The sequence below is a fragment of the Thiocapsa imhoffii genome (assembly GCF_016583985.1).
In the GTDB taxonomy this organism is placed as follows: Bacteria; Pseudomonadota; Gammaproteobacteria; order Chromatiales; family Chromatiaceae; genus Thiocapsa; species Thiocapsa imhoffii.
Window position 1 is genome coordinate 79,750 of the sequence record NZ_NRSD01000017.1, and the last position, 20,674, is coordinate 100,423.

17 protein-coding genes and 1 tRNA gene are annotated in these 20,674 nt (G+C 60.5%); 14 read left to right on the plus strand and 4 right to left on the minus strand.

Going from position 1 to position 20,674, the window contains the following annotated elements; translation table 11 throughout:
* Positions 1-25: 25 nt before the first annotated feature.
* From CKO25_RS15040 to CKO25_RS15085, 10 genes are all read left to right on the plus strand, one after another.
* The gene (locus CKO25_RS15040; protein WP_200388766.1) at positions 26-4,153 is read left to right on the plus strand and encodes a YhdP family protein; all 4,128 of its coding nucleotides are present in this window, start codon (positions 26-28) and stop codon (positions 4,151-4,153) included.
* Positions 4,154-4,269: 116 nt separating this feature from the next.
* Positions 4,270-5,100, plus strand: coding sequence for a carbon-nitrogen hydrolase family protein (locus tag CKO25_RS15045; RefSeq protein ID WP_200388786.1), 831 nt, complete (start codon positions 4,270-4,272; stop codon positions 5,098-5,100).
* Positions 5,101-5,217: 117 nt separating this feature from the next.
* Positions 5,218-6,660: a metalloprotease TldD gene (gene tldD, locus CKO25_RS15050; RefSeq protein WP_200388787.1), complete on the plus strand. Its 1,443-nt coding sequence runs from the start codon at positions 5,218-5,220 to the stop codon at positions 6,658-6,660.
* Between the two features lie 51 nt (positions 6,661-6,711).
* Entirely contained in the window at positions 6,712-8,061 is a 1,350-nt protein-coding gene (pmbA, locus tag CKO25_RS15055) for a metalloprotease PmbA (protein WP_200388767.1), read from the plus strand.
* Between the two features lie 90 nt (positions 8,062-8,151).
* A complete protein-coding gene (locus CKO25_RS15060) occupies positions 8,152-8,436 on the plus strand; it encodes a hypothetical protein (protein WP_242467642.1) in 285 nt (94 codons plus the stop codon).
* 144 nt (positions 8,437-8,580) lie between these two features.
* On the plus strand, positions 8,581-9,945 hold the full coding sequence (locus CKO25_RS15065; RefSeq protein WP_200388768.1) for an NAD(P)/FAD-dependent oxidoreductase: 1,365 nt from the start codon (positions 8,581-8,583) through the stop codon (positions 9,943-9,945).
* Positions 9,942-10,709 (plus strand): DUF1365 domain-containing protein, encoded by a 768-nt coding sequence (locus CKO25_RS15070; protein WP_200388769.1) that lies wholly within the window; start codon positions 9,942-9,944, stop codon positions 10,707-10,709. The genes CKO25_RS15065 and CKO25_RS15070 overlap by 4 nt, the downstream gene beginning before the upstream one ends.
* Complete coding sequence (locus tag CKO25_RS15075; protein ID WP_200388770.1) at positions 10,709-11,935, plus strand: SAM-dependent methyltransferase; 1,227 nt, start codon at positions 10,709-10,711, stop codon at positions 11,933-11,935. Before CKO25_RS15070 ends, CKO25_RS15075 begins: the two co-directional genes overlap by 1 nt.
* A 62-nt stretch (positions 11,936-11,997) precedes the next feature.
* Complete coding sequence (gene serB, locus CKO25_RS15080) at positions 11,998-13,242, plus strand: phosphoserine phosphatase SerB (protein ID WP_207162319.1); 1,245 nt, start codon at positions 11,998-12,000, stop codon at positions 13,240-13,242.
* Between the two features lie 33 nt (positions 13,243-13,275).
* A complete protein-coding gene (locus CKO25_RS15085) occupies positions 13,276-14,580 on the plus strand; it encodes an MFS transporter (RefSeq protein ID WP_200388772.1) in 1,305 nt (434 codons plus the stop codon).
* Between the two features lie 155 nt (positions 14,581-14,735).
* On the opposite strand, the gene CKO25_RS15090 is transcribed toward CKO25_RS15085, so the two are convergent.
* The 3 genes from CKO25_RS15090 to CKO25_RS21635 all read right to left on the minus strand — a co-directional run bounded on the left by CKO25_RS15090 (position 14,736) and on the right by CKO25_RS21635 (position 16,318).
* Positions 14,736-14,812 (minus strand) — tRNA-Pro (locus CKO25_RS15090).
* A gap of 29 nt (positions 14,813-14,841) precedes the next feature.
* Positions 14,842-15,810 (minus strand): polyprenyl synthetase family protein, encoded by a 969-nt coding sequence (locus CKO25_RS15095; RefSeq protein ID WP_200388773.1) that lies wholly within the window; start codon positions 15,808-15,810, stop codon positions 14,842-14,844.
* Positions 15,811-16,192: 382 nt separating this feature from the next.
* The gene (locus tag CKO25_RS21635; RefSeq protein ID WP_276569038.1) at positions 16,193-16,318 is read right to left on the minus strand and encodes a hypothetical protein; all 126 of its coding nucleotides are present in this window, start codon (positions 16,316-16,318) and stop codon (positions 16,193-16,195) included.
* Between CKO25_RS21635 and rplU the strand changes: the two genes are divergently transcribed.
* The 4 genes from rplU to proB all read left to right on the plus strand — a co-directional run bounded on the left by rplU (position 16,317) and on the right by proB (position 19,285).
* Complete coding sequence (gene rplU, locus CKO25_RS15100) at positions 16,317-16,631, plus strand: 50S ribosomal protein L21 (RefSeq protein ID WP_200388774.1); 315 nt, start codon at positions 16,317-16,319, stop codon at positions 16,629-16,631. The genes CKO25_RS21635 and rplU overlap by 2 nt on opposite strands.
* A 15-nt stretch (positions 16,632-16,646) precedes the next feature.
* On the plus strand, positions 16,647-16,925 hold the full coding sequence (gene rpmA / locus CKO25_RS15105) for a 50S ribosomal protein L27 (RefSeq protein WP_200388775.1): 279 nt from the start codon (positions 16,647-16,649) through the stop codon (positions 16,923-16,925).
* A gap of 90 nt (positions 16,926-17,015) precedes the next feature.
* Complete coding sequence (cgtA, locus tag CKO25_RS15110) at positions 17,016-18,131, plus strand: Obg family GTPase CgtA (RefSeq protein WP_200388776.1); 1,116 nt, start codon at positions 17,016-17,018, stop codon at positions 18,129-18,131.
* Positions 18,132-18,160: 29 nt separating this feature from the next.
* On the plus strand, positions 18,161-19,285 hold the full coding sequence (gene proB / locus CKO25_RS15115; RefSeq protein ID WP_200388777.1) for a glutamate 5-kinase: 1,125 nt from the start codon (positions 18,161-18,163) through the stop codon (positions 19,283-19,285).
* Between the two features lie 154 nt (positions 19,286-19,439).
* On the opposite strand, the gene CKO25_RS15120 is transcribed toward proB, so the two are convergent.
* Positions 19,440-20,573 carry a DegT/DnrJ/EryC1/StrS family aminotransferase gene (locus tag CKO25_RS15120; protein ID WP_200388778.1) on the minus strand — a complete coding sequence of 378 codons (1,134 nt, stop codon included), beginning with the start codon at positions 20,571-20,573 and terminating at the stop codon, positions 19,440-19,442.
* Between the last annotated feature and the right edge of the window lie 101 nt (positions 20,574-20,674).

Sequence of the window (20,674 nt, forward strand, 5' to 3'; positions counted from 1 at the left end):
ACGGGGATGGGTGGAGCGAGCGTGCATGAGGATGTGGCGTGCGCGGATGAGCGGATTGGGGCGGCTCCTGGGGGCTCTGGGACTGATCCTCCTGACTGTGATCGCCTTGATGACGGTCGTCGCGCGCTTCGCGCTTCCAATGAGCGATGCCGATAACAGATGGATCGCCGAGGTCGTCGGCGCAGCCCTCGGCTACGAGGTGACACTGGGCGGCGCGGACGTGCGCTTCCACGGCGGGCGACCGCGTCTGACGGTGCGCGACATTCTACTGACTGATCCACGGCACGGGCAGCGGGCGCTGGAACTGACGTCGTTGGAGTTCACGCTGGACCCGCTCGCCTCACTGCTCAGTGCGTCGCCGCGCATCGGGCGTGTGGGGCTATCCGGGTCGCACGTGACGGTTCGTCTGGATTCCGAGGGGCGCCTGCGGGTGGATGGCCTTGAGCGGATGCACGGCGAGGAATCACCCGCGATCGCAGCGATGCTGGCTCGGGCTCGGGTCGAACTGCGATTCGACGAGGTGATCATGCGGGACGAACGAGATCGCATGGCACCGATGGGGCTGCGCCTGCAGGATGTCCATCTGCGTCTGCTCACGCTGAACTCAGGGTTTCGTTTGGCCGTGAACGCCGGGTTGCAGAATGGGCCCTCTGACCCGGACCCGAGCCTGCGCTCGATGGGAGCAGACGGGTCCTCACGGACGCTCAGCCAGCTGGACGTCATCGCTGAATTCAACGGCACGGTGACCGACCCGGCATCCTGGACCGGGCGTGCCTACGCACACCTCGATGCCGCGGTCCGCGATACGATCCCGCAGGTGCATCGTTTCGATGACCTCGACCTCGACCTCGATGCCGCGCGCGTGCGCTTGGAGCACTGGCTGCGGATCGATGCCGGCCGGTTGCATCAGGCGTTGGCCTGGTTCGAGTTGACGGGCCTTGGCGGGGGCGCGGTGGCACCAGATGCCTCATCGATGTCGCCGCACCGGCTCGAGCAGGTGACTGGGCGGCTGCGGCTGATGCCGCGCAGCGGCGGCGGTTGGCAACTCCAGGCGCGTGATCTGCTCGGTCGCCTCGCCACGACCGATCGGCTGCCCCGCCTGGAACTGGATCTCGACCTTGATCAGGATCACCGCCCCGAGCGGCTGCGGGTGACGAGCCGCCCCTGGGAGTTCGATGTGCTGACGCGCCTGGCCGGCGCCTGGGTGAGTCAACTCCAGGTTCCGACCGCGATTGCCGAGATCCTCGAGAGCCTGGATGCGGCGCAACCACATGGGCAGCTCGATCAGATCAGCCTGGATGTCGCCTGGCAGGATGATCGCAAGTCCGCTTGGGGGGATGCGCAGTGGACGGCTTCGGCGGTGGGGCGTGGGCTCGGGTGGCGGCGCACGGCGGTGCTGCCCGGCGTGGTCGGACTGGAGGCTCAGTTGCGGCTCGATGCGCGAGGTGCGGAGGCCTGGCTGGGGTCGCACGCACTGCAACTGGATCTCAATCCACTCTTCAGTGAGCCCCTCGCGCTTGACCGTGTGGCGGGTCGGCTGCAATGGCGGCACGCGCTCGATGAGCCCGCGCGTCTCATGGTGCGGAATCTGACCTTCGAGAACGCGCACCTAGCCGGACGCGCGCGGATGCTGCTCGAGGTTCCGAACGACGGGTCGAGCCCGCATCTGGATCTGCGTGCGAGCTTCCACGATGCCGAGGGCTCTCAGCTGCGGACCTATCTCCCCGTTGGCATCATGCGTCCTGAACTGATTGCCTGGCTTGAGCGGGCAATCCAGGGGGGGCGCATCCCGCAGGCCGATCTGGTGCTCCGCGGTCCCCTTGCCGCCTACCCCTTTCATGGTGATGAAGGGCGTTTCGAACTCATATTGGATCTTGAGGACGTGGTCTTTGATTACCTCGCGGACTGGCCGGTGATCACGCAAGCGGCAGGGCGGCTGCAGTTCGAGAATGAATCCCTGAGGATCGAGCTCGATCATGGCCAGATCCTCGACAGTCGGCTGGTTGAGGCACGCGCCGATCTTGCCGATCTATGGGGTGAGCAGCGGATGACAATCAGTGCCGCGGTGGAGGGGCCCTTCGTCGATACGCTACGGGCCTTGGCGGACTCACCGTTGCGCACGACGTTGGGCCGGCTGAGTGAGCACTTGGAGGTGCATGGTGAGTCGCGGCTGCGCCTGGCGATCGATCTGCCCTTCAGTGATCTCTCGCGGAGCAGCGTGGCCGGGTGGTTGACGTGGCCGCGCCCGGCGACGTTGGGAATCGGCGGAACGAACCTGGTCCTCACGGATCTGCTCGGGGGGGTCAGCTTTGATCAGCAGGGCCTCACCGCCGATGAGATCACGGCGCAGTTCTGGGGCCATCCGCTGCGTCTGACGATCGAAACCCATCACCCCGCAGATTCAGAGTCGTCCTCCATCCAGTTCAAGGCGCGTTCCGCGACTCCCGTCTCCGAACTCGCGCGACGTCTTCCGAGCCCGGCTTGGGACCTGCTCGATGGGCAACTCGCATGGGACTTGGATGTTCAGTTGCCTGCTCATGAGATCCAAAACGACCCGTTTCCGCTCGCGTTTCGGCTGCGTTCCGATTTGCAGGGGTTGGCGATCGAGCTGCCCGAACCGCTGGCGAAGACGGCAGAGATCCGTCGCAGCCTGGATGTCGCCGGAACCCTCGTGCCCGCGCGTTCGCTCCAGCTGCTTGGTGAGCTGGGGGCACTGGCGGGGGATCTGTGGCTCGATCTCGGGGTTTCCCCCGCGCGTCTCGAACGGCTGTCCATCCGCGCTGGCGAAGGGGCGAGTCCGGTTGCGCGGGAGCCCGGGATCATCGTTTCCGGGCAGCTCGAGGAACTCGATCTGTCGGCCTGGCGCAAGATCTGGGACCGGCTCGCGAACAGCGATGGCATGGCATGGTCTCCAACTCAAGGGGGTGGCGCGGCCACGCTGCGAATTGATCATCTGCTGGTGGGTGGCGTGAATCTCAGTGACGTTGACCTGAGGGTGGCTCCTGACCCCGGCGCGGTCGCGACCGGGTTGGGTCGAGAGAGCAACCGAACAGGTGATCCAAGGACCATGGGCTGGCTCGCCGAGGTGCAGGCGCCCGCCTTGTCTGGTCGTGTGCGCATCTCCGGGCTCCCGGAGCAGCCGGTTGATGTGTCGTTGAATGATCTCGATCTGCGCGCCGTCTGGGCCGGTAGCGTGCGCACGACCGGAGCCGAGACCTGGCCTCATGGCGAGGTTGCGGGAGACGATGGGCTGCCCTCGTTCGACCTCCGGGTCGAGCGCCTGCGCTGGGGCGAGCTGCCGTTGGGAGAACTGGCGCTGGAGCTGCGTGCCGCACCTTTTCTCGTGCGAGTTCCCAGGATCGCGCTCTCCGGTACTGGTCTGCTGTCGGTCGACGGCGAGGCGTCTTGGCGCGCCAACGAGGAGGGTGGGCAAACCGAGTTATCGCTGGCGATCACAACCACGGATACGGGGACGCTCTTGGAGGCGATCGATTCGCGGAATCAACTCGAGGATGCGCCATTGCAGGCACGCTTGTTGCTGAACTGGCCGGGTGGTTTGGATGATTTCGATCTTGCCCGGGCGCACGGCTTCATCGATCTGGACGTGGGGCCGGGGCGACTGCTGGAGGTCGAGCCTGGACTGGGACGCATCCTGGGGGTGCTGAATCTCAACGCCCTGAAACGGCGCCTGTCGATGGACTTCACCGATCTCTATGGCCAGGGATTTGCCTTCGAGGATATGCAGGGGCGGATTCGCGTCGGCGAGGGCCGTGCGTTGCTCCGGGACTTCACGATCGATGGTCCGGCGAGTCAGCTGATCATCAGCGGTGAAAGTGACCTGGTGCATCAGCAGTTCGATCAGACGGTCATCGTCGAACCGCGTTTGGGTTCGAGCGTCGCTCTCGCAGGCGCCGTTGCCGGTGGGCCGATCCTTGGTGCCGCCGTCTATCTTGTCGATCGTCTCGCGGGCAACCCACTCGATCGTCTCGGTCGTTACCAGTATCGGATCACCGGTTCCTGGACCGATCCCGAGGTGCGCGGGATGGGCTGGGATCCGGCAGTCGGAGCAGATCGGGGGGGTGCCTCTGAGCCTGGTTCCTCTGGTCCTGTTCCATCGGACTCCACTGCGCCACGGAATCTATTTCTGGATTGAGTGGAACCCGAAACACGGTGTTTCAGCCGGTTCGTTGGGGTGGTATCGTTCCCTGATGCGCGGCTGAGACGAGATGGCCCGCGAGCGGATGCCGGGGATGTGATCGTGACATGAGTATGAAGATGAAACCGAAGGTCGGTGCGGTTCAGATGGCGACGGGTCCAAACGTCAACGCCAATCTCTTCGAGGCAGAACGGCTCGTCAAGGCGGCGCGCGACAAAGGCGCTGGTCTGGTGGTGCTGCCGGAGAACTTTGCCTTCATGGGTAAGCGTGACCAGGATCAACTCGCGTTGCGCGAGGAGGAAGGTGATGGTCCATTGCAGTCCTTTCTTGCGCGCGTCGCCCGACAACAGGGGGTGTGGTTGGTGGGTGGGACCATCCCGATGGTGGCTCACGATGCCGGGAAGATCCGCGCCGCTTGCCTCGTCTTCGATGACCGAGGAGAGCAGGTCGGGCGCTACGACAAGGTCCATCTCTTCGATGTCTGTCTCCCCGAGGGGAATGAACGCTATCAGGAGTCGGCGACCATCGAGGCCGGGGATGCGACGGTGGTGCTCGAGACCCCATTTGGACGCATGGGGGTCGCGGTCTGCTACGACCTGCGCTTTCCGGAGATGTTTCGACAGATGCTCGACCGTGGCATGGAGATCCTGGCCATCCCCTCGGCCTTCACCTCGATTACGGGCAAGGCCCATTGGGAGACCCTGGTCCGTGCGCGGGCGATCGAAAACCTCGCCTACGTGATCGCGGCGGCACAGGGTGGGTTTCACATCAGTGGCCGCGAGACACACGGCCACAGCATGATTGTTGACCCCTGGGGGACCGTGCTCGCGCAGGTGCCACGGGGATCGGGATTCATCTGCAGTGCCCTTGACGAGGATTATCAGGAGTCGGTTCGGCGAAATTTCCCGACGATCGAGCACCGTCGTTTGAAATGCCGCGCTTGAGACCGCAATCTGTTTCGAACCCAGGCGGTTCCGAAGAGTTGATTTGCGGGGCCAGATCCCCTCGATGTCTCTGATGCGACGCCGAACTTCACGGAGCCTCACGACCAAATCATGATGATGACTGATCCTGTTTCAATCGCACGCCGTCGTATTCTCGAACCCGCCAATCTGACCGACGCTGACTTGGATCGATTGCTTGGCATGTTGATTGGGCCAACCGTCGACGCCGCTGATCTCTATTTTCAAACCAGTCGGCTCGAATCCTGGATTCTTGAGGACGGAATCATTAAGGACGGTAACTTTAGCATCGAGCAGGGTGCGGGGATGCGCGTCATCAGTGGCGAGAAAACCGGATTCGCCTATTCCGATGAGCTGCGCTTGCCCATCCTGGCGCAAGCGGCCAACGCCGCGCGTGCCATTGCGCGCCAGGGACAATGCGCCACCACGCGGATCGGAACAGTGTCGCATCCGCAGCAGCTTTATCACCCGATCGATCCGATTGTCAGTCTGCCAGACCCCGAGAAGATCGCATTGCTGAAGCGGGTCGATGCCGAAGCGCGGCGTGCCGACCCACGCGTGTGCGAGGTGGTGGCGAGCGTGGTCGCGGTCCAGGACACCATTCTCGTCCTGGCTGACGACGGTTCACTCGCGGCTGACGTGAGGCCTTTGGTGCGGCTGAATGTGAATGTCGTGGTGGAGTCTGATGGGCGACGGGAGCAGGGTTCGGCCGGCGGTGGCGCGCGCGCGGACCTCGGATATTTCCTTATGGAAGATCGGGCCATGTCGTTCGCCCGCGAGGCCGTGCGGCTGGCGGTGACGAATCTCGAAGCTGGCGAAGCTCCCGCCGGGACCATGACCGTGGTGCTCGGCTCGGGTTGGCCTGGCGTCCTGCTGCATGAGGCCGTTGGGCATGGCCTCGAGGGCGATTTCAATCGCAAGGGCAGTTCGGCGTTTGCCGGTCGCATCGGTGAGCGTGTCGCCGCGCCGGGAGTGACGGTCGTCGATGATGGGACACTGCCGGGCCGTCGCGGATCGCTTAACATGGATGACGAGGGGACCATGACGCAGCGCACGGTGCTGATCGAGGATGGCATCCTGCGTGGCTACCTCCAAGACAAGCTTAATGCTCGGCTCACCGGGACCCGCTCGACTGGAAACGGCCGGCGTGAATCCTATGCGCATCTGCCGATGCCACGGATGACGAATACCTACATGCTGGCGGGTGATCGCGATCCAGAAGAGATCATTGCTTCGGTCGATCAGGGGCTCTACGCGGTCAATTTCGGCGGTGGCCAGGTCGACATCACCTCGGGAAAATTCGTCTTCTCGGCGAGCGAAGCCTACCTGATCGAGCGGGGAAAGATCGGTCGTTCCGTGAAAGGGGCAACCCTGATTGGTAACGGTCCAGACGTCCTGACCCGGGTCAGTATGATCGGCAACGATCTCCGCCTTGATGACGGCGTTGGAACCTGTGGCAAAGAGGGGCAAAGCGTCCCTGTCGGCGTCGGCCAACCAACGCTGCGGATCGACGGCCTCACCGTCGGTGGCACGCAGACCTGAGTGTGCGTGCGCCCCATTTTCCCCTTGCATCCAGATTGGACAGGATAAAGCATGCCGATCGATTCGACTGAAGAGACGTCACAACGGCTCGCGCGTCTGATGCAGACGGTCGAGGACCTACTGAAAGAGGCGAAGCAACGCGGTGCGACGGCCGCCGAGGCGTCCGTCGGCAGCAGTGCCGGACTCGAGATTTCCGTGCGACTGGGGTCGGTCGAGACCGTCGAGCATACCCGTGACAATGGTCTGGGAGTCACCGTCTATTTTGGCCATCGTAAAGGTTCCGCGACGACCTCCGATCTGAGCACGACAGCCCTGCGCGAGGCTGTTCGGGCCGCTTGCTCGATTGCCACGCACACGCAGGAAGATCCCTGCGCGCATCTCGCTGACGCGGCGCTGATGGCCACGGATCTCCCCGACCTCGACCTCTATCATCCCTGGCCACTCGAGGTTGCGGAGGCCATCACGATTGCGACCGAGTGCGAGGACGCGGCGCGCGGTTATGACGCGCGCATCGTGAACTCCGAAGGGGCGAGTCTGTCGAGCCATACGGGCATCAAGGTGTACGGTAACAGCCATGGCTTCGTCGCTGGGTATCCAACGAGCCGCCACGGCCTAAGCTGTGCGGTGATCGGCCAGCAGGGCCAGAGCCTGCAACGCGACCACTGGTGGACCAGTGCCCGCGCACCGACGGATCTCACAGCCGCGCGTGTGGTAGGTGAGCGCGCGGCAGAACGAACCGTGGCGCGACTCGGTGCACGCCGAATCGAAACCTGCTCGGTGCCGGTCCTCTTTCGGGCAGAGATTGCAACAGGACTGGTCCGCAGTCTGATGTCGGTGATCCAGGGCGCGAACATTTATCGCCGCACCAGCTTCCTGCTCGATCGGATCGGTGAGCGGGTTTTTCCGGAGTTCGTCCGAATTCATGAAGAACCACTGCTGCCGCGGGGATTGTCGAGCGCGCCCTTCGATGGCGATGGCGTGGCGACACGCTCGAAGGACCTGATCAGCGATGGCATCTTGCAGACGTATATCCTGGATTCCTACTCGGCCTGTCGCCTTGGGATGCAAACGACCGGGAATGCCGGTGGTGTGCGGAACCTACGGGTCCAGATGGGTGAATTGGATCGCAATGGCCTACTGCGCGAGATGCATACGGGTTTGCTGGTAACCGAGCTCATGGGTCACGGGGTGAATCCGGTGACGGGTGATTATTCGCGCGGTGCGGCCGGTTTCTGGGTCGAGGGCGGTGTCATTCAGTATCCCGTAGAGGAGATCACGATTGCGGGAAATCTCAAACGCATGTATGCCGGCTTAGTCGGGATTGGAAATGATTGCGACTATGACGGAAGTACACGAACGGGCTCATGGCTGATTGATTCCATGACGATCGCGGGTGAGTAGAGAGCGGTTCGGATGGAGCGGTGCGCCATGTCGGTGCGATCGAATCGTCGCTGATCGCCAGAATCGATCTGTGTTGGGATAAAATCGCCCATGATGCTTATGAATAACCCCCTCGAACGGACGCTCGAGTTGATTGAGAATGCCCCTGAATCCGCCGCCGCGCTGACGCTCTATGCCTTAGTCAGTACACTGGAATTTCAGCGTGCGGGTTGTCTGTTCAAGCTGACGAAGCTTCAGGATCTTGACGACGACGAGCGCGCGACCGCTTATGGCTTGATGGAGCTGTTCGCGCGCGGGGGTGTTGGGAGTCCTGCTTGGGAGGCGGCCAAGACGCGCATGGATACATTGATTCGCGCTGGCCTGTCTGCTCCCTAGAATCATCTTCGGGCTACCGTTCCCAGCCGGGTTTAGGACACGACCGCGCGGTTGTCGGCAGCGGGTGTCCGGGGTTGGAACGACTGTGTGTTCACCAGTCTGAACGGGAGTCATCTATGACGCAATGGATTAGGATCATTTCGGATGTCTGTTAAATCAGTGGGTGTCGTTGGGGGCGGAATTGGTGGACTCGCCGCGGCCTGGCTGCTCGATGAGCAGTATGAAGTCACACTGCTTGAGCGCAATGCGTATGTTGGTGGCCACAGCCATACGATCGAGGTTGAGGATCCACGCGGTGCCTTCCCGGTCGACACAGGCTTCATGGTGTTCAATCGGCGCAATTATCCGCTGTTGACCTCATTGTTCGAATATCTCGGTGTGCCGACCTATCCCACGAGCATGTCCTTCTCGGCAAGCGTCGAGGGCGGGCGAATCGAGTACGGTGGAGACAATCTCAATACCCTTTTCGGCGCACGCGCGAATCTCTTCGACTTAGGCTTTCTGCGGATGGTGACTGAGATTCTGCGCTTCAATGCGGCGGCAAAATCCTTTCTGCGGTCTTCCGCCGATCGCGAGTTGACCGTAGGCGAGTTTCTCACTCGTGGTCGTTACTCGGAGCGTTTTGCCCGCCACTACCTGTTGCCTATGGCCGCCGCCATTTGGTCTTGCCCAACGGAGCAGATGCGGGCCTTCCCCTTCCTGAGCTTCGCGCGCTTTTTCGCCAACCACGGCCTTTTGGATTTGGTCGATCGACCGGATTGGGAAACCGTGCGCGGCGGGAGTCAAGCCTATGTGCAAGCCATGCTGGCCCGGTTCCGGGGACGCTGTTTGACGCACACCGCCGTGGATCGGATCGTCCGTAGCAACGATCAGGGTGGCGTGGAGGTTCACACCACCGCAGGCGAGCGGCTGGTCTTCGATGCCGTCGTGATGGGCTGCCATGCGGACGAAGCTCTCGCCATCCTCGACACGCCTAGCACGCTCGAGCGCGAGATTTTGGGTTGCTTCAGTTATCAGACGAATCAGGTGTTTCTGCACACGGATCGGACCTTGATGCCACAGCGTCGGCGGGTGTGGTCGTCCTGGAACTATCTCGAACAGTCCGATGCAGGGAGTCAGGCGTCCACTGTGACCGTCACCTATTGGATGAACAGTCTGCAGGATCTGCCACGGGATCCTGATGTCTTCGTCAGCCTCAACCCCCGTCGACCGCCACGTCGGGAGACGATCCTGGCCGAACTGACCTACGAGCACCCGATGTTCGATCGGGCGGCTGGCGAGGCGCAGCAGCGGATCGGTGAGATCCAGGGTCGGGACCGCCTCTGGTTCAGCGGCGCCTACCTCGGCTATGGCTTTCATGAGGATGGCTTGCGCGCCGCGGTGTCGGTTGCGGAGGGTTTTGGAGTCCGCCCCCCGTGGCAGGACCTCTCCATGCAGCCAGCCGCGCCATCCCAGCAGACTACGTCCTCAGGGCGAATCGATGATGTGGCATCGGTGGGGTCGCCATGAGTGCCCACGCGGGTTGCTTGATTTTTGGTGACGTCATGCACCGGCGTTTGTTTCCAGTGCGTTATCGTTTTGTCTATCGAGTCTTCAGTCTGTTGATTGATATCGACCGCATCGCCGAGGTTGCGGGTGACTGTCGCTGGTTCTCCTACAACCGCTTCAATCTCTTTTCGTTCCACGACCGCGATCATGGGCCACGGAACGGTGAGTCGTTGCGGCCCTGGCTGATGGAACGGCTGCGTCGGTTTGGCCTCGATGGTGAGATCGGTCGGGTCGAACTCCAGTGTTTCCCCCGGGTTCTCGGCTTCGTGTTCAACCCCTTGAGCGTCTGGACCTGTTTCGATCAGGACGGCCAGCCGGTCGCGGTGCTGTGTGAGGTGAACAACACCTTCGGCGAGGCGCACAGCTATCTGTTGCATCACAACGGCACCTCAATGCACTGGCCGATTCGGCATCGACACACCAAGGATTTTCATGTTTCACCCTTTGTCGATATGAATGCGGATTATCATTTTCGTTTTTCGCGTCATGGCGAGCGTCATGGCATCGTGATTCGCGAGTACCAAGATGACGCCTTGATGTTGGTGGCGGTGCAGCAAGGCACCGCGGAACGGATGACCGATCGTCGGCTCCTGCATGCCGCGTTCGCCTACCCATTTTTGACGCTGAAGGTGGTTGCCATGATTCATTGGCAGGCGTTGAAAATTTGGCTGAAAGGAGGGACGTATCATGCAAAGCCCGCTCCGCCCGCAAAGGAGATCTCCTGATGTCCGCAGAGGAACTGATCGAAGAACCCGTTCGACGTCGATTGAGTTGGTCTAACCGTCTGATCAATGGCTTCTGCAGCCAACTGGCATTTGGACAGCTCTTCCTTCGTTATCCCGATGGTGGCGCGACCCTGCATCGCGGTCGGTTCCCTGGTGCCAGCGGCACAATGGAAATCAGGGAACCACTGAAGATGGCGAGTCGCCTGCTCACGCGCGGTGAAGTGGGCTTTGGCGAGTCCTTTGTCGAGGGATACTGGTCGACGCCGGATCTCGCGGCCTTGCTGGAGGTGCTATACGACAACTTGGAGCATCTTGGCGCTGGTCCGCGTGGGATGCGCTGGTCACGCTTATGGGACCGCCTCACGCATCGACTGCGCGATAATCATCGGCTCAATAGCCGACGCAACATCGCCCACCACTATGATCTGGGCAACGACTTCTATGGCTGCTGGCTGGATGCGAGCATGACCTACTCCTCTGCTGTGTTCAAGGACTTCGAGAACGACAGCCTGAAGACGGCGCAGGAGCGGAAATATCACCGGTTGCTGGATGCGCTGGGAGCGCAACCGGGCGAGCACATCCTCGAGATCGGGTGTGGCTGGGGTGGATTTGCCGAATTGGCGGCACGCCGGGGCTTGCGTGTGACAGGTGTGACACTCTCGCGTGAGCAGCTCGTCTATGCGCGCGAGCGGCTGGCGACGGCCGGACTCGCTGATCGGGCTGAATTTCGCTTGCAAGACTACCGAGACATCCAGGGTCAGTTCGATCACGCGGTCTCGATCGAGATGATGGAAGCCGTCGGCGAGGCCTTTTGGCCGGTTTACTATCAAACACTGAGAAGCCTGGTGCGGCCCGGTGGCCGAATCGCGTTGCAGGTGATCACCATCAACGAGGACGATTTTCCGATCTATCGTCGGCAACCTGATTTTGTGCAGCTCTACATTTTCCCCGGTGGCATGTTACCGACACCCGAACGCCTGCAAGCCGAGGCCGCATCGGCGGGACTGCTGATCCGCGAGACTGCTTGGTTTGGCTTGGACTATGCCGAGACACTCCGGCGGTGGCGCCGGGCGTTCCACGCCGCGGAGCAAGAAGTCGTCCGGCTCGGTTATGATGCGCGCTTTCGGCGGATGTGGGACTACTATCTTGCCTACTGTGAGACCGGGTTTAAAACGGGCTGTATCGATCTTGCGCAGACCCTGCTTGAGGTCCCCCGACAGGCGTGACCTCAGTCCAATGACGGTGCCCAGCCCGATGGTGCGGGGGCGGACCAGGGGGAGTGGCGCGCATGTTTGAGATCGTGCTCATCAATGTATCTGGAGTGGACCGACCTGGAATCACGGCAGCCTTGACCGAGATCCTGGCACGCTACAGTGTGCCCGTTCTCGATATCGGCCAATCGACCATTCACAACGCCCTCGCACTGGGTTTACTCATCGAACTCCCTCCCGATGGGAGGGCCTGTCCCGTATTTCGTGACCTGCTCTTTCAGGCCCATGGAATGGGCCTGGACCTGCGTTTCACGCCGATCGATCCAGAAGACTACGAGCGATGGGTCGCCGAGCAAGGGCAACCGCGACACATCCTCACCTTGATCAGCCGCGAGATCAGTTCGGAACAAATCGCGAAGGTCTCGGCGGTCGTCGCGGACTACCAGCTCAATGTGGATCGGATTTCACGACTCTCGGGGCGGATCTCGCGCCGGAGTCCGGCGGCTCAACCTCTCGCCTGTGTCGAGCTCTCACTGCGAGGCGCGGTCTCGACGATCTCCGACTTGCATGCCTCGTTACTGGCTCTGGGGCAGGTGCTCGGTTTGGATGTAGCTGTTCAGGAGGATGATATTTTTCGGCGCAACCGCCGTCTGGTTTGCTTCGATATGGACTCGACCTTGATTCAGACGGAGGTGATCGATGAGCTCGCCAAGGTGGCTGGAGTGGGTTGCGAGGTTGCCGCCATCACGGAGGCAGCCATGCGCGGTGAACTCGATTTCAAGGAGAGTTTTCGGCGTCGTATTGCCTTGCTCGAAGGTCTTGATGAGGCGGTGCTTGCGGAAATCGCTGACCGCCTGCCGATCACGGAAGGTGCCGATCGTTTGATCGCCAGCCTCAAGCAGCTTGGCTACCGGATTGCCATTTTGTCGGGCGGCTTCACCTACTTCGCCGAGCATCTCAAACGCCGCTTTGGGGTGGATGATGTCTACGCCAACGAGTTGGAATTTTGCAACGGGCGACTCACGGGGGTCGTGACCGGTGAGATTATCGACGGGCAGCGCAAAGCGGAATTGTTACGCGAAATCGCGGCCCACGAAGGGATTCGCCTTGAGCAGGTGATCGCGGTTGGCGATGGCGCGAACGACCTTCCCATGTTGGCCATCGCCGGACTCGGGATTGCATTTCATGCCAAGCCAATCGTGACGCAGCAGGCACGCCACGCGATCGCGAACGTCGGGCTCGACGGCATTCTGTATCTTCTCGGGATGCGTGACCGTGATCTGGAACGGTTACAACAGGCATCCATTGCCCCAACCCTGTGATTGAATCACGATCTGCCGCGAGGCGCGCGCATCATGCATGACCTAGATCGGACCTACCATATTGGCCCCATCGCCTTGGCGCCGACCGTGCTTCCGCGACACGGCTGGAGCTTCCTGGTGGTGGCTTTTTTCTCGATCGGACTGATGATCTTCATCTCGATCGGGCAGACCTATATCCTCAATGAACACCTTGGTGTCCCTGAGGCCGTACAGGGCTCGGTCAGCGGCAATTTGGTCTTTTTGACCGAAATGATCACCTTGCTGCTTTTTTTGCCCGCCGGGGTGCTCATGGATCGCATCGGACGCCGTGGTGTTTATGCCGCGGGCTTCCTGGTGTTGGCCTTGACCTATGTCCTCTATCCTCTCGCCGGATCGGTCGAAACTCTTTATTTGTACCGCATTCTCTATGCCATCGGCGTCGTCGCGGTGGCTGGTGGCTTGTCGACCGTGCTGGCGGACTATCCGGCCGAGCGGTCGCGCGGAAAACTCGTGGCGATCGTCGGAGTCATGAGTGGCCTAGGAATTGTGCTCATCAGCCAGGGTTTCGGTGCCTTGCCAAAGGTATTGGTCAACGCCGGGTATGATGGCATCGCGGCCGGTCGCATCACGCACTTCATGGTTGCCGGTCTGGCCGTCGCCGTTGCGGTCCTGATTCTCTGGGGACTGAAGCCGGGTCTTCCGGTGCGGACACAGGATCGTCCGAGCGTTCGCGATTTGCTCCGGCGAGGATTCGCGCGGGGGCGCAATCCACGAATTGCACTGGCGTACAGTTCGGCCTTCATTGCTCGCGGCGATCAATCGGTGAACGCCATCTTTTTGGTGTTGTGGGGAACACTCGCGGGCAAGGCCGTCGGGATGGAATCCGCCGCGGCAGTGATGAGTGGGACCATGATCTTCGTCATCGCGCAGATTGCGGCCTTGGTGTGGGCACCGATTCTCGGCCCCTTGCTTGATCGCATTGACCGGGTGACGGGCTTAGCCATTTGCATGGCACTGGCGGCGTTGGGCAACCTCGGTCTCTTGGCCTTGTCAGACCCTTTCTCATCCTTGGGTCCGATCTTTTTCGTCCTGCTTGGAATCGGTCAGATCAGTGTCTACCTTGGAGGCCAGTCTTTGATTGGTCAGGAAGCACCCGTTGGCGAGCGCGGGGCAGTGCTTGGTGCGTTCAATGTCGCCGGTGCCGTCGGGATCCTATTGATCACCCCGATTGGCGGTTATCTCTTCGACCGTGTCGATCCGAGGGCACCGTTCGTCGTGGTTGGAGTGATCAATGTGCTGCTCATGCTCGCTAGCATTCACCTGCGTATGCGACTGGGTCCAGCGAACCATTCGAATTGAAGGCACGGGCGGATGCGTGACTGATTCACCCAGGCGGAACTGAACGACGCGATCACCTGGACGGTGATCACCGAGGAGAGGGGGATTGGAATCAAACCAGGATCCATTGAGCCGGATGAATATGACCGACTCTGGATTTGGTTTCGGATTGTGTTTGGTCGGGGTGACTGGATTCGAACCAGCGACTTCTGCCTCCCGAAGACAGCGCTCTACCAAGCTGAGCTACACCCCGAGAACGATGCGTTTTGATGCCTGGATCAACTAGTGCCGTCGTGTGACCGAGAAGACGGCGAGGGTCTCCATAGCATCTCGTGCGGGACTTTCAGGTAACACCTTGAGGGCCTCGATGGCCTTGCGTGCATACTCTTCCGCAAGCTCTACAGTGTACTGAATGGCATCGGTTGATGCAATCACCTCGATGACGGCATCGATCCGCTCACGACCGCCATGCTCGATCGCCTGACGCAGAAGGGAGCGCTGTGTCTCGTTCCCGACCGCCATCGCACGGATGATCGGAAGGGTGGGTTTCCCCTCTTCCAGGTCATCCCCCACGTTTTTATCCAACTCGGTGTTATCGGTACTGTAATCCAGCGCGTCATCAATGAGCTGGAAGGCAATCCCAACGTTCAGGCCGTAACTCGACGTGGCGTCCTCGATCTCCGGACTTGAGTCCGCTAACACCGCTCCCAAACGGACACCGGCCTCGAACAACGTCGCGGTCTTCCGCGTGATGACCTCCATGTAACGCGCCTGGTCGGTGTCTGGATCGCGCGTATTGAGGAGCTGCAACACCTCACCCTCGGCGATGCGATTGGTCGCATGCGCGAGAATGTCCATCACCCGCATCTTGCCGACATCGACCATCATTTCGAATGCACGGGAGTAGAGAAAGTCCCCAACCAGGACACTCGCTTCATTGCCCCAGACCATATTGGCCGTCTCACGACTGCGTCGTAACTCAGAAGCATCGACAACGTCATCGTGAAGCAGGGTTGCGGTGTGAATAAACTCAACGACTGCCGCGAGATCGATGTGCTGTGAACCATGATAGCCACAGGCGCGTGCGGCCAAGAGAACGATCAAGGGGCGGAGACGTTTGCCACCACTGTTGACGATGTAGTTGCCGATTTGATTGATCAGAACGACGTCCGAGTGGAGTCGCCGCAGGATCAGCGCATCGACAGCCTTTACGTCCTCAGCGACGGGTTGTCGTAGCTTCGTGATATCCATGGATGCGATGGACCGTCAATGAGTGGCCGCGGATGCTAGGTGTGGGGTCTCGGTCTGTCAAGTTGACTGGTAGCTGGATTGATCGTTTGTTCATGCGCTGCTGTGAGCCGGTTCTGTTCGGGTGGGCTCGTTCAGTGGACCCTGTTAGGGTCGACTGCGCCGCGCCTGCCGTGATCTCTCGTGTCCAGGTCAGTGTACTGTGGTTTGGGTGATTGTTCACGGCGCATGGGTGGGCGAATGGGTGTTTTGGTTCTGATGATCCGTTGCTCAGCTTGAGTTCGCTGATCCGAACACGCCCAGTGCGGGCACGGCACGTCCCAGGAGGGTGTGTTGAGCTGCGGCGAACTGTGGTCTGCTGGTGAACAGTATCTGTCTTCGAGCCTCATGTGTCGAGCTGGAAAGCGATCTGGCCTTGACCAACCTCATCAGCTTCGATAAGATTCCGCTTCTTTTTATCTCGGCGCATGACGCCACGAGCGCCTTTTTGGTTGCGGGGATCTTCAGGCATGTATGCGGTCATTCAAACCGGTGGCAAGCAATACCGGGTTTCGGAAGGCGATACTCTTCAAGTTGAGAAGTTGTCGGCTGCGGAAGGGACAACAGTCAACTTCGACCAGATTCTGCTTCTGGCCGATGGCGATGAGATCAAGGTAGGTCAGCCCTACGTGACCGGTGGCCAAGTGACGGCGACCGTCGAGCGCCATGGCCGGGGGAAAAAGGTCATGATCGTCAAATTCCGGCGCCGCAAACACCACCTGAAGCGTCAGGGACACCGGCAATCCTTCACTGCACTGAAGATCACATCGATCAGCGCTGGCTGACCAGGAGAGCACACCATGGCACATAAAAAAGCAGGTGGTAGTTCAAGGAACGGTCGCGACTCTGAATCGAAGCGACTCGGCGTCAAGGTCTTTGGTGGACAGGCAGTCAAGGCCGGGGCCATCATCGTGCGGCAGCGCGGCACACGCTTTCATAGCGGTGTGAACGTGGGTTGCGGCCGAGATCACACCCTGTTTGCGCTCCGTGATGGCACCGTCGCATTCGTCGAACAAGGTCCGAAAAACCGGAAGTTCGTGACCGTGATCGAGAAGCCTGCCGAAGCCGCGGATCTCTGACTCACTCGCGTCGGGGACAACGCTAGGGTGAGATGAGCCCCGTCGATTCGGCGGGGCTCTTTTCGTTCTGCGTTGGGGGGTTGCAGTGTTATGAAATTCGTTGATGAAGCCTTTATCAGAGTCGAAGCAGGTGATGGCGGCAGTGGGTGTGTCAGCTTTCGACGCGAGAAATACATTCCGAAAGGTGGTCCTAATGGGGGAGACGGGGGCAATGGCGGAAGTGTCTTTCTCCTCGCGGATCCGAATCTGAACACGCTCGTCGATCTGCGCGATCGACGTGTCCATCGGGCTGAGCGCGGTCGCAATGGAATGGGACGCGACATGACGGGACGAGCCGGGCTCGACCTTGAGATCCGAGTTCCGGTCGGAACCCGTGTGCTGGAGCGTGAAACCGGCGAGATGATTGGCGAGTTGCTCGAACCCGGTCAGCGTCTCTTGGTGGCGCAGGGCGGCTTTCACGGCATCGGAAACGCGCGTTTCAAATCGAGTACGAATCGAAGCCCACGGCAATGTACACCGGGCACCCCGGGCGAGCGCCGTGATCTCCATTTGGAATTACGTCTGCTTGCGGATGTCGGTCTATTGGGCCTTCCGAACGCCGGCAAGTCCTCGCTGATTCGTCAAGTCTCCAGTGCGCGGCCGAAAGTCGCCGATTACCCCTTTACCACCCTGTATCCCAATCTCGGTGTGGTGCGTCTGGCTCAAGATCGCAGTTTCGTGATTGCGGATATTCCAGGACTCATCGCTGGCGCCGCACAGGGCGCCGGCTTGGGCAGTCAGTTTCTGAGACATTTGTCGCGGACACGTTTGTTGCTGCATGTCCTGGATCTCGCTCCGATGGATGATTCACACGATCCGGTCCTGCAGGTGCGTCAGATCGAAAGCGAACTGGTGGCCTTTGGAGCCGGTTTGGAGCAGAAGGAGCGCTGGTTGGTGCTCAACAAGATCGATTGCCTGCAACCGGATGAGTACCAGGAGCGCAAGGCGAGGATCCTGAGCGAGCTCAATTGGTGTGCCCCCGTGTATGGAATTTCCGCCTTGACGGGAGAAGGGACCAAACCTCTGCTCGAGGATCTGATGCGGCAGCTCGAGCACCGGGCGGCGCTTGATGAATCTGTGCGGGAAGCAGGGCAGGGGGATGAGTCGGACCATCAAGGTGAATCACCTCAGGGGCCGGCCGCATCGGAATGGCATCCGCTGGACTGAGTCTGGAGAGAGGCGAGGAGGGCGGTTAGATGATCTCTCGGGATATGTTGCCATTCACGCGACGGTGGGTGGTCAAGATTGGCAGTGCGCTCTTGACGCGTGATGGTGCCGGACTCGACCGTAGCCTTCTTGTACCTTGGGTGGAGCAAATCTCGCGTCGACGTGATTCGCGCACAGAGGTTGTCTTAGTCTCCTCTGGAGCCGTTGCCGAGGGGATGGTCAGGATGGGCTGGCGTGTCCGCCCGAAGGCGTTACATGCCTTGCAAGCGGCTGCGGCAATCGGCCAAATGGGGTTGGTTCGGGCTTACGAAGACTGTTTCCAAGCACGGGGTCACCATACCGCCCAGGTCCTGTTGACTCGTGATGACCTTGCCGACCGGTCACGCTATCTCAATGCTCGCAGTACCCTGCGAACACTCCTAAAGCTCGGCGTCATCCCCATCATTAACGAGAATGATACCGTTGCGACGGATGAGCTACGGTTCGGAGACAACGATACCTTGGCGGCCCTCGTGGCTAATTTGATTCAGGCGGATCTGCTCATTCTTCTCACTGACCAGGATGGCCTGTTCGATCGGGACCCGCGCCTGCATGCGGATGCGCGCTTGATCTCGGAGACGCGCGTCGATGATCCACACCTGGATCAAGTCGCTGGCGGAAGCGCCAATGGATTGGGTACAGGTGGGATGGTGACGAAGGTTCGAGCGGCGCGGTTGGCGGCTCGTTCGGGCACCCCGACCATCATTGCCCCAGGTCGTGCTGAGCAGGTGCTCACGCGAATTGGCGAAGGGCAGGGGGTCGGTACCCTTTTGGTTCCATTCCAGGGCCCGCAGGCTGCTCGCAAGCAGTGGTTAGCAGGACATCTTCAGGTCCGTGGGCGTGTCATCCTCGACGATGGGGCGGTTAAGGCACTGCGTGAGCGGGGTACGAGCCTGCTCGCTGTTGGGATCAAGGAGGTGGTGGGCGCCTTCAACCGTGGTGAAGTGGTCGCCTGCACGGACGAAGTAGGCCGGGAAATTGCCCGTGGTCTCAGTAACTATGACGCTTTAGAAGTGAGTCGGATCAAGGGGAAATCGTCGAATCTGTTCGAATCGATCCTTGGTTATTTCGATGACGAAGAGGTCATCCATCGCGACAACTTAGTGTTGCTCTGAGTCAGGCGTTGTCTGCGCAGCCTCCGCGCCTGACCGGAGACAGTTTCGGCTTAGTGAGATCCCGCCGGACTCCCCTTCAACGAACCCCCTTAGATCCTGTGCCCCTGAGAACCAATCGGTAACGTTGGATCCAGCCCTGTTTCCAGCGCACTGATCAGAGTCGGAGACCAGTGGCACGGGCTACGGCATCCGCGATTCGAATCTGATCCGCATCGGTCAGATAGGGATGCATCGGCAGGCTCAAGACGCGTTGTGCGATCCGATCGCTGACAGGAGTGGGGCATTGGCCGATACTCGATTGAAACACAGGCTGTTCATTGAGCGGGATCGGGTAATGAACCGCGGTCGGAATCCCGTCGCGAGCAAGTGCTTCACTCACCAGCTCGCGTTGTTCGAGTTGGATCGTATATTGCGCAAAGACGGATGTCCTGTGTGGGGTGATGAAGGGGGTTAACACGGGGCTCTCCTCAGTGCTGGCACTGGAGTGAGCGCCTCGTTCCTGCAGTAACTCCGAATAACGCGCACCGAGTCGACTCCGTGCCTCAACTTCGTCAGGAAACAGCTGCAACTTGGAGAGCAAGATGGCGGCTTGCAACGTATCCAGGCGTCCATTCAAACCGAGCCGAGGATGATGGTAGCGCCGATCCTGTCCATGGTTACGAATCTCCTTGATACGCTTCGCTAAGTCAGCGTCATTGGTAAAGCAGGCTCCCGCATCACCGTACGCACCGAGTGGCTTTGCGGGAAAGAAGGAGGTGCAGCCGATGGTTGATAGGTTGCACGAGTGCCGCCCATTGTAGGACGCTCCAAAACTCTGTGCCGCATCCTCGATCACGGGAAGGCGGTGTGCCGTTGCAATGGCTTGGATCGCATCCATGTCCGCGCACTGACCATAAAGCGAAACGGGCATGATGGCGCGGGTCCGCCCCGTGATGGCTGCTTCGATACGATTCGGATCGAGGTTATAGGTCACGGGATCGATATCAACGAAGACAGGCCTGATCCCGAGCAAAGCGATCATTTCACCCGTCGCAATAAAAGTGAATGGGGTAGTGATCACTTCGTCGCCTCGCCCAATTTCGAGCGCCATTAGGGCGGCGAGCAAGGCGTCGGTCCCACTCGATAGACCGATGCAGTGTCGCGCACCAACGAATGTCGCCAGTGCGGCCTCAAGCTCCTCCACTTCTGGACCCATGATGTATTGGCCATGCTCCAGGACCCGATCGATTCGCGCTTTGACATCATCCTGGATCAGACGATATTGGGTTTTCAGATCGATGAATTGCATCAAGGAGGTCCGTTAAGAAGGGGTATCGTGCTGCAATTGTGTCATGCCTTTCGGCCATCGGCGAGGGTGTGGTGGTGTTTGGGTTGAGGGCGGGTGTGAGG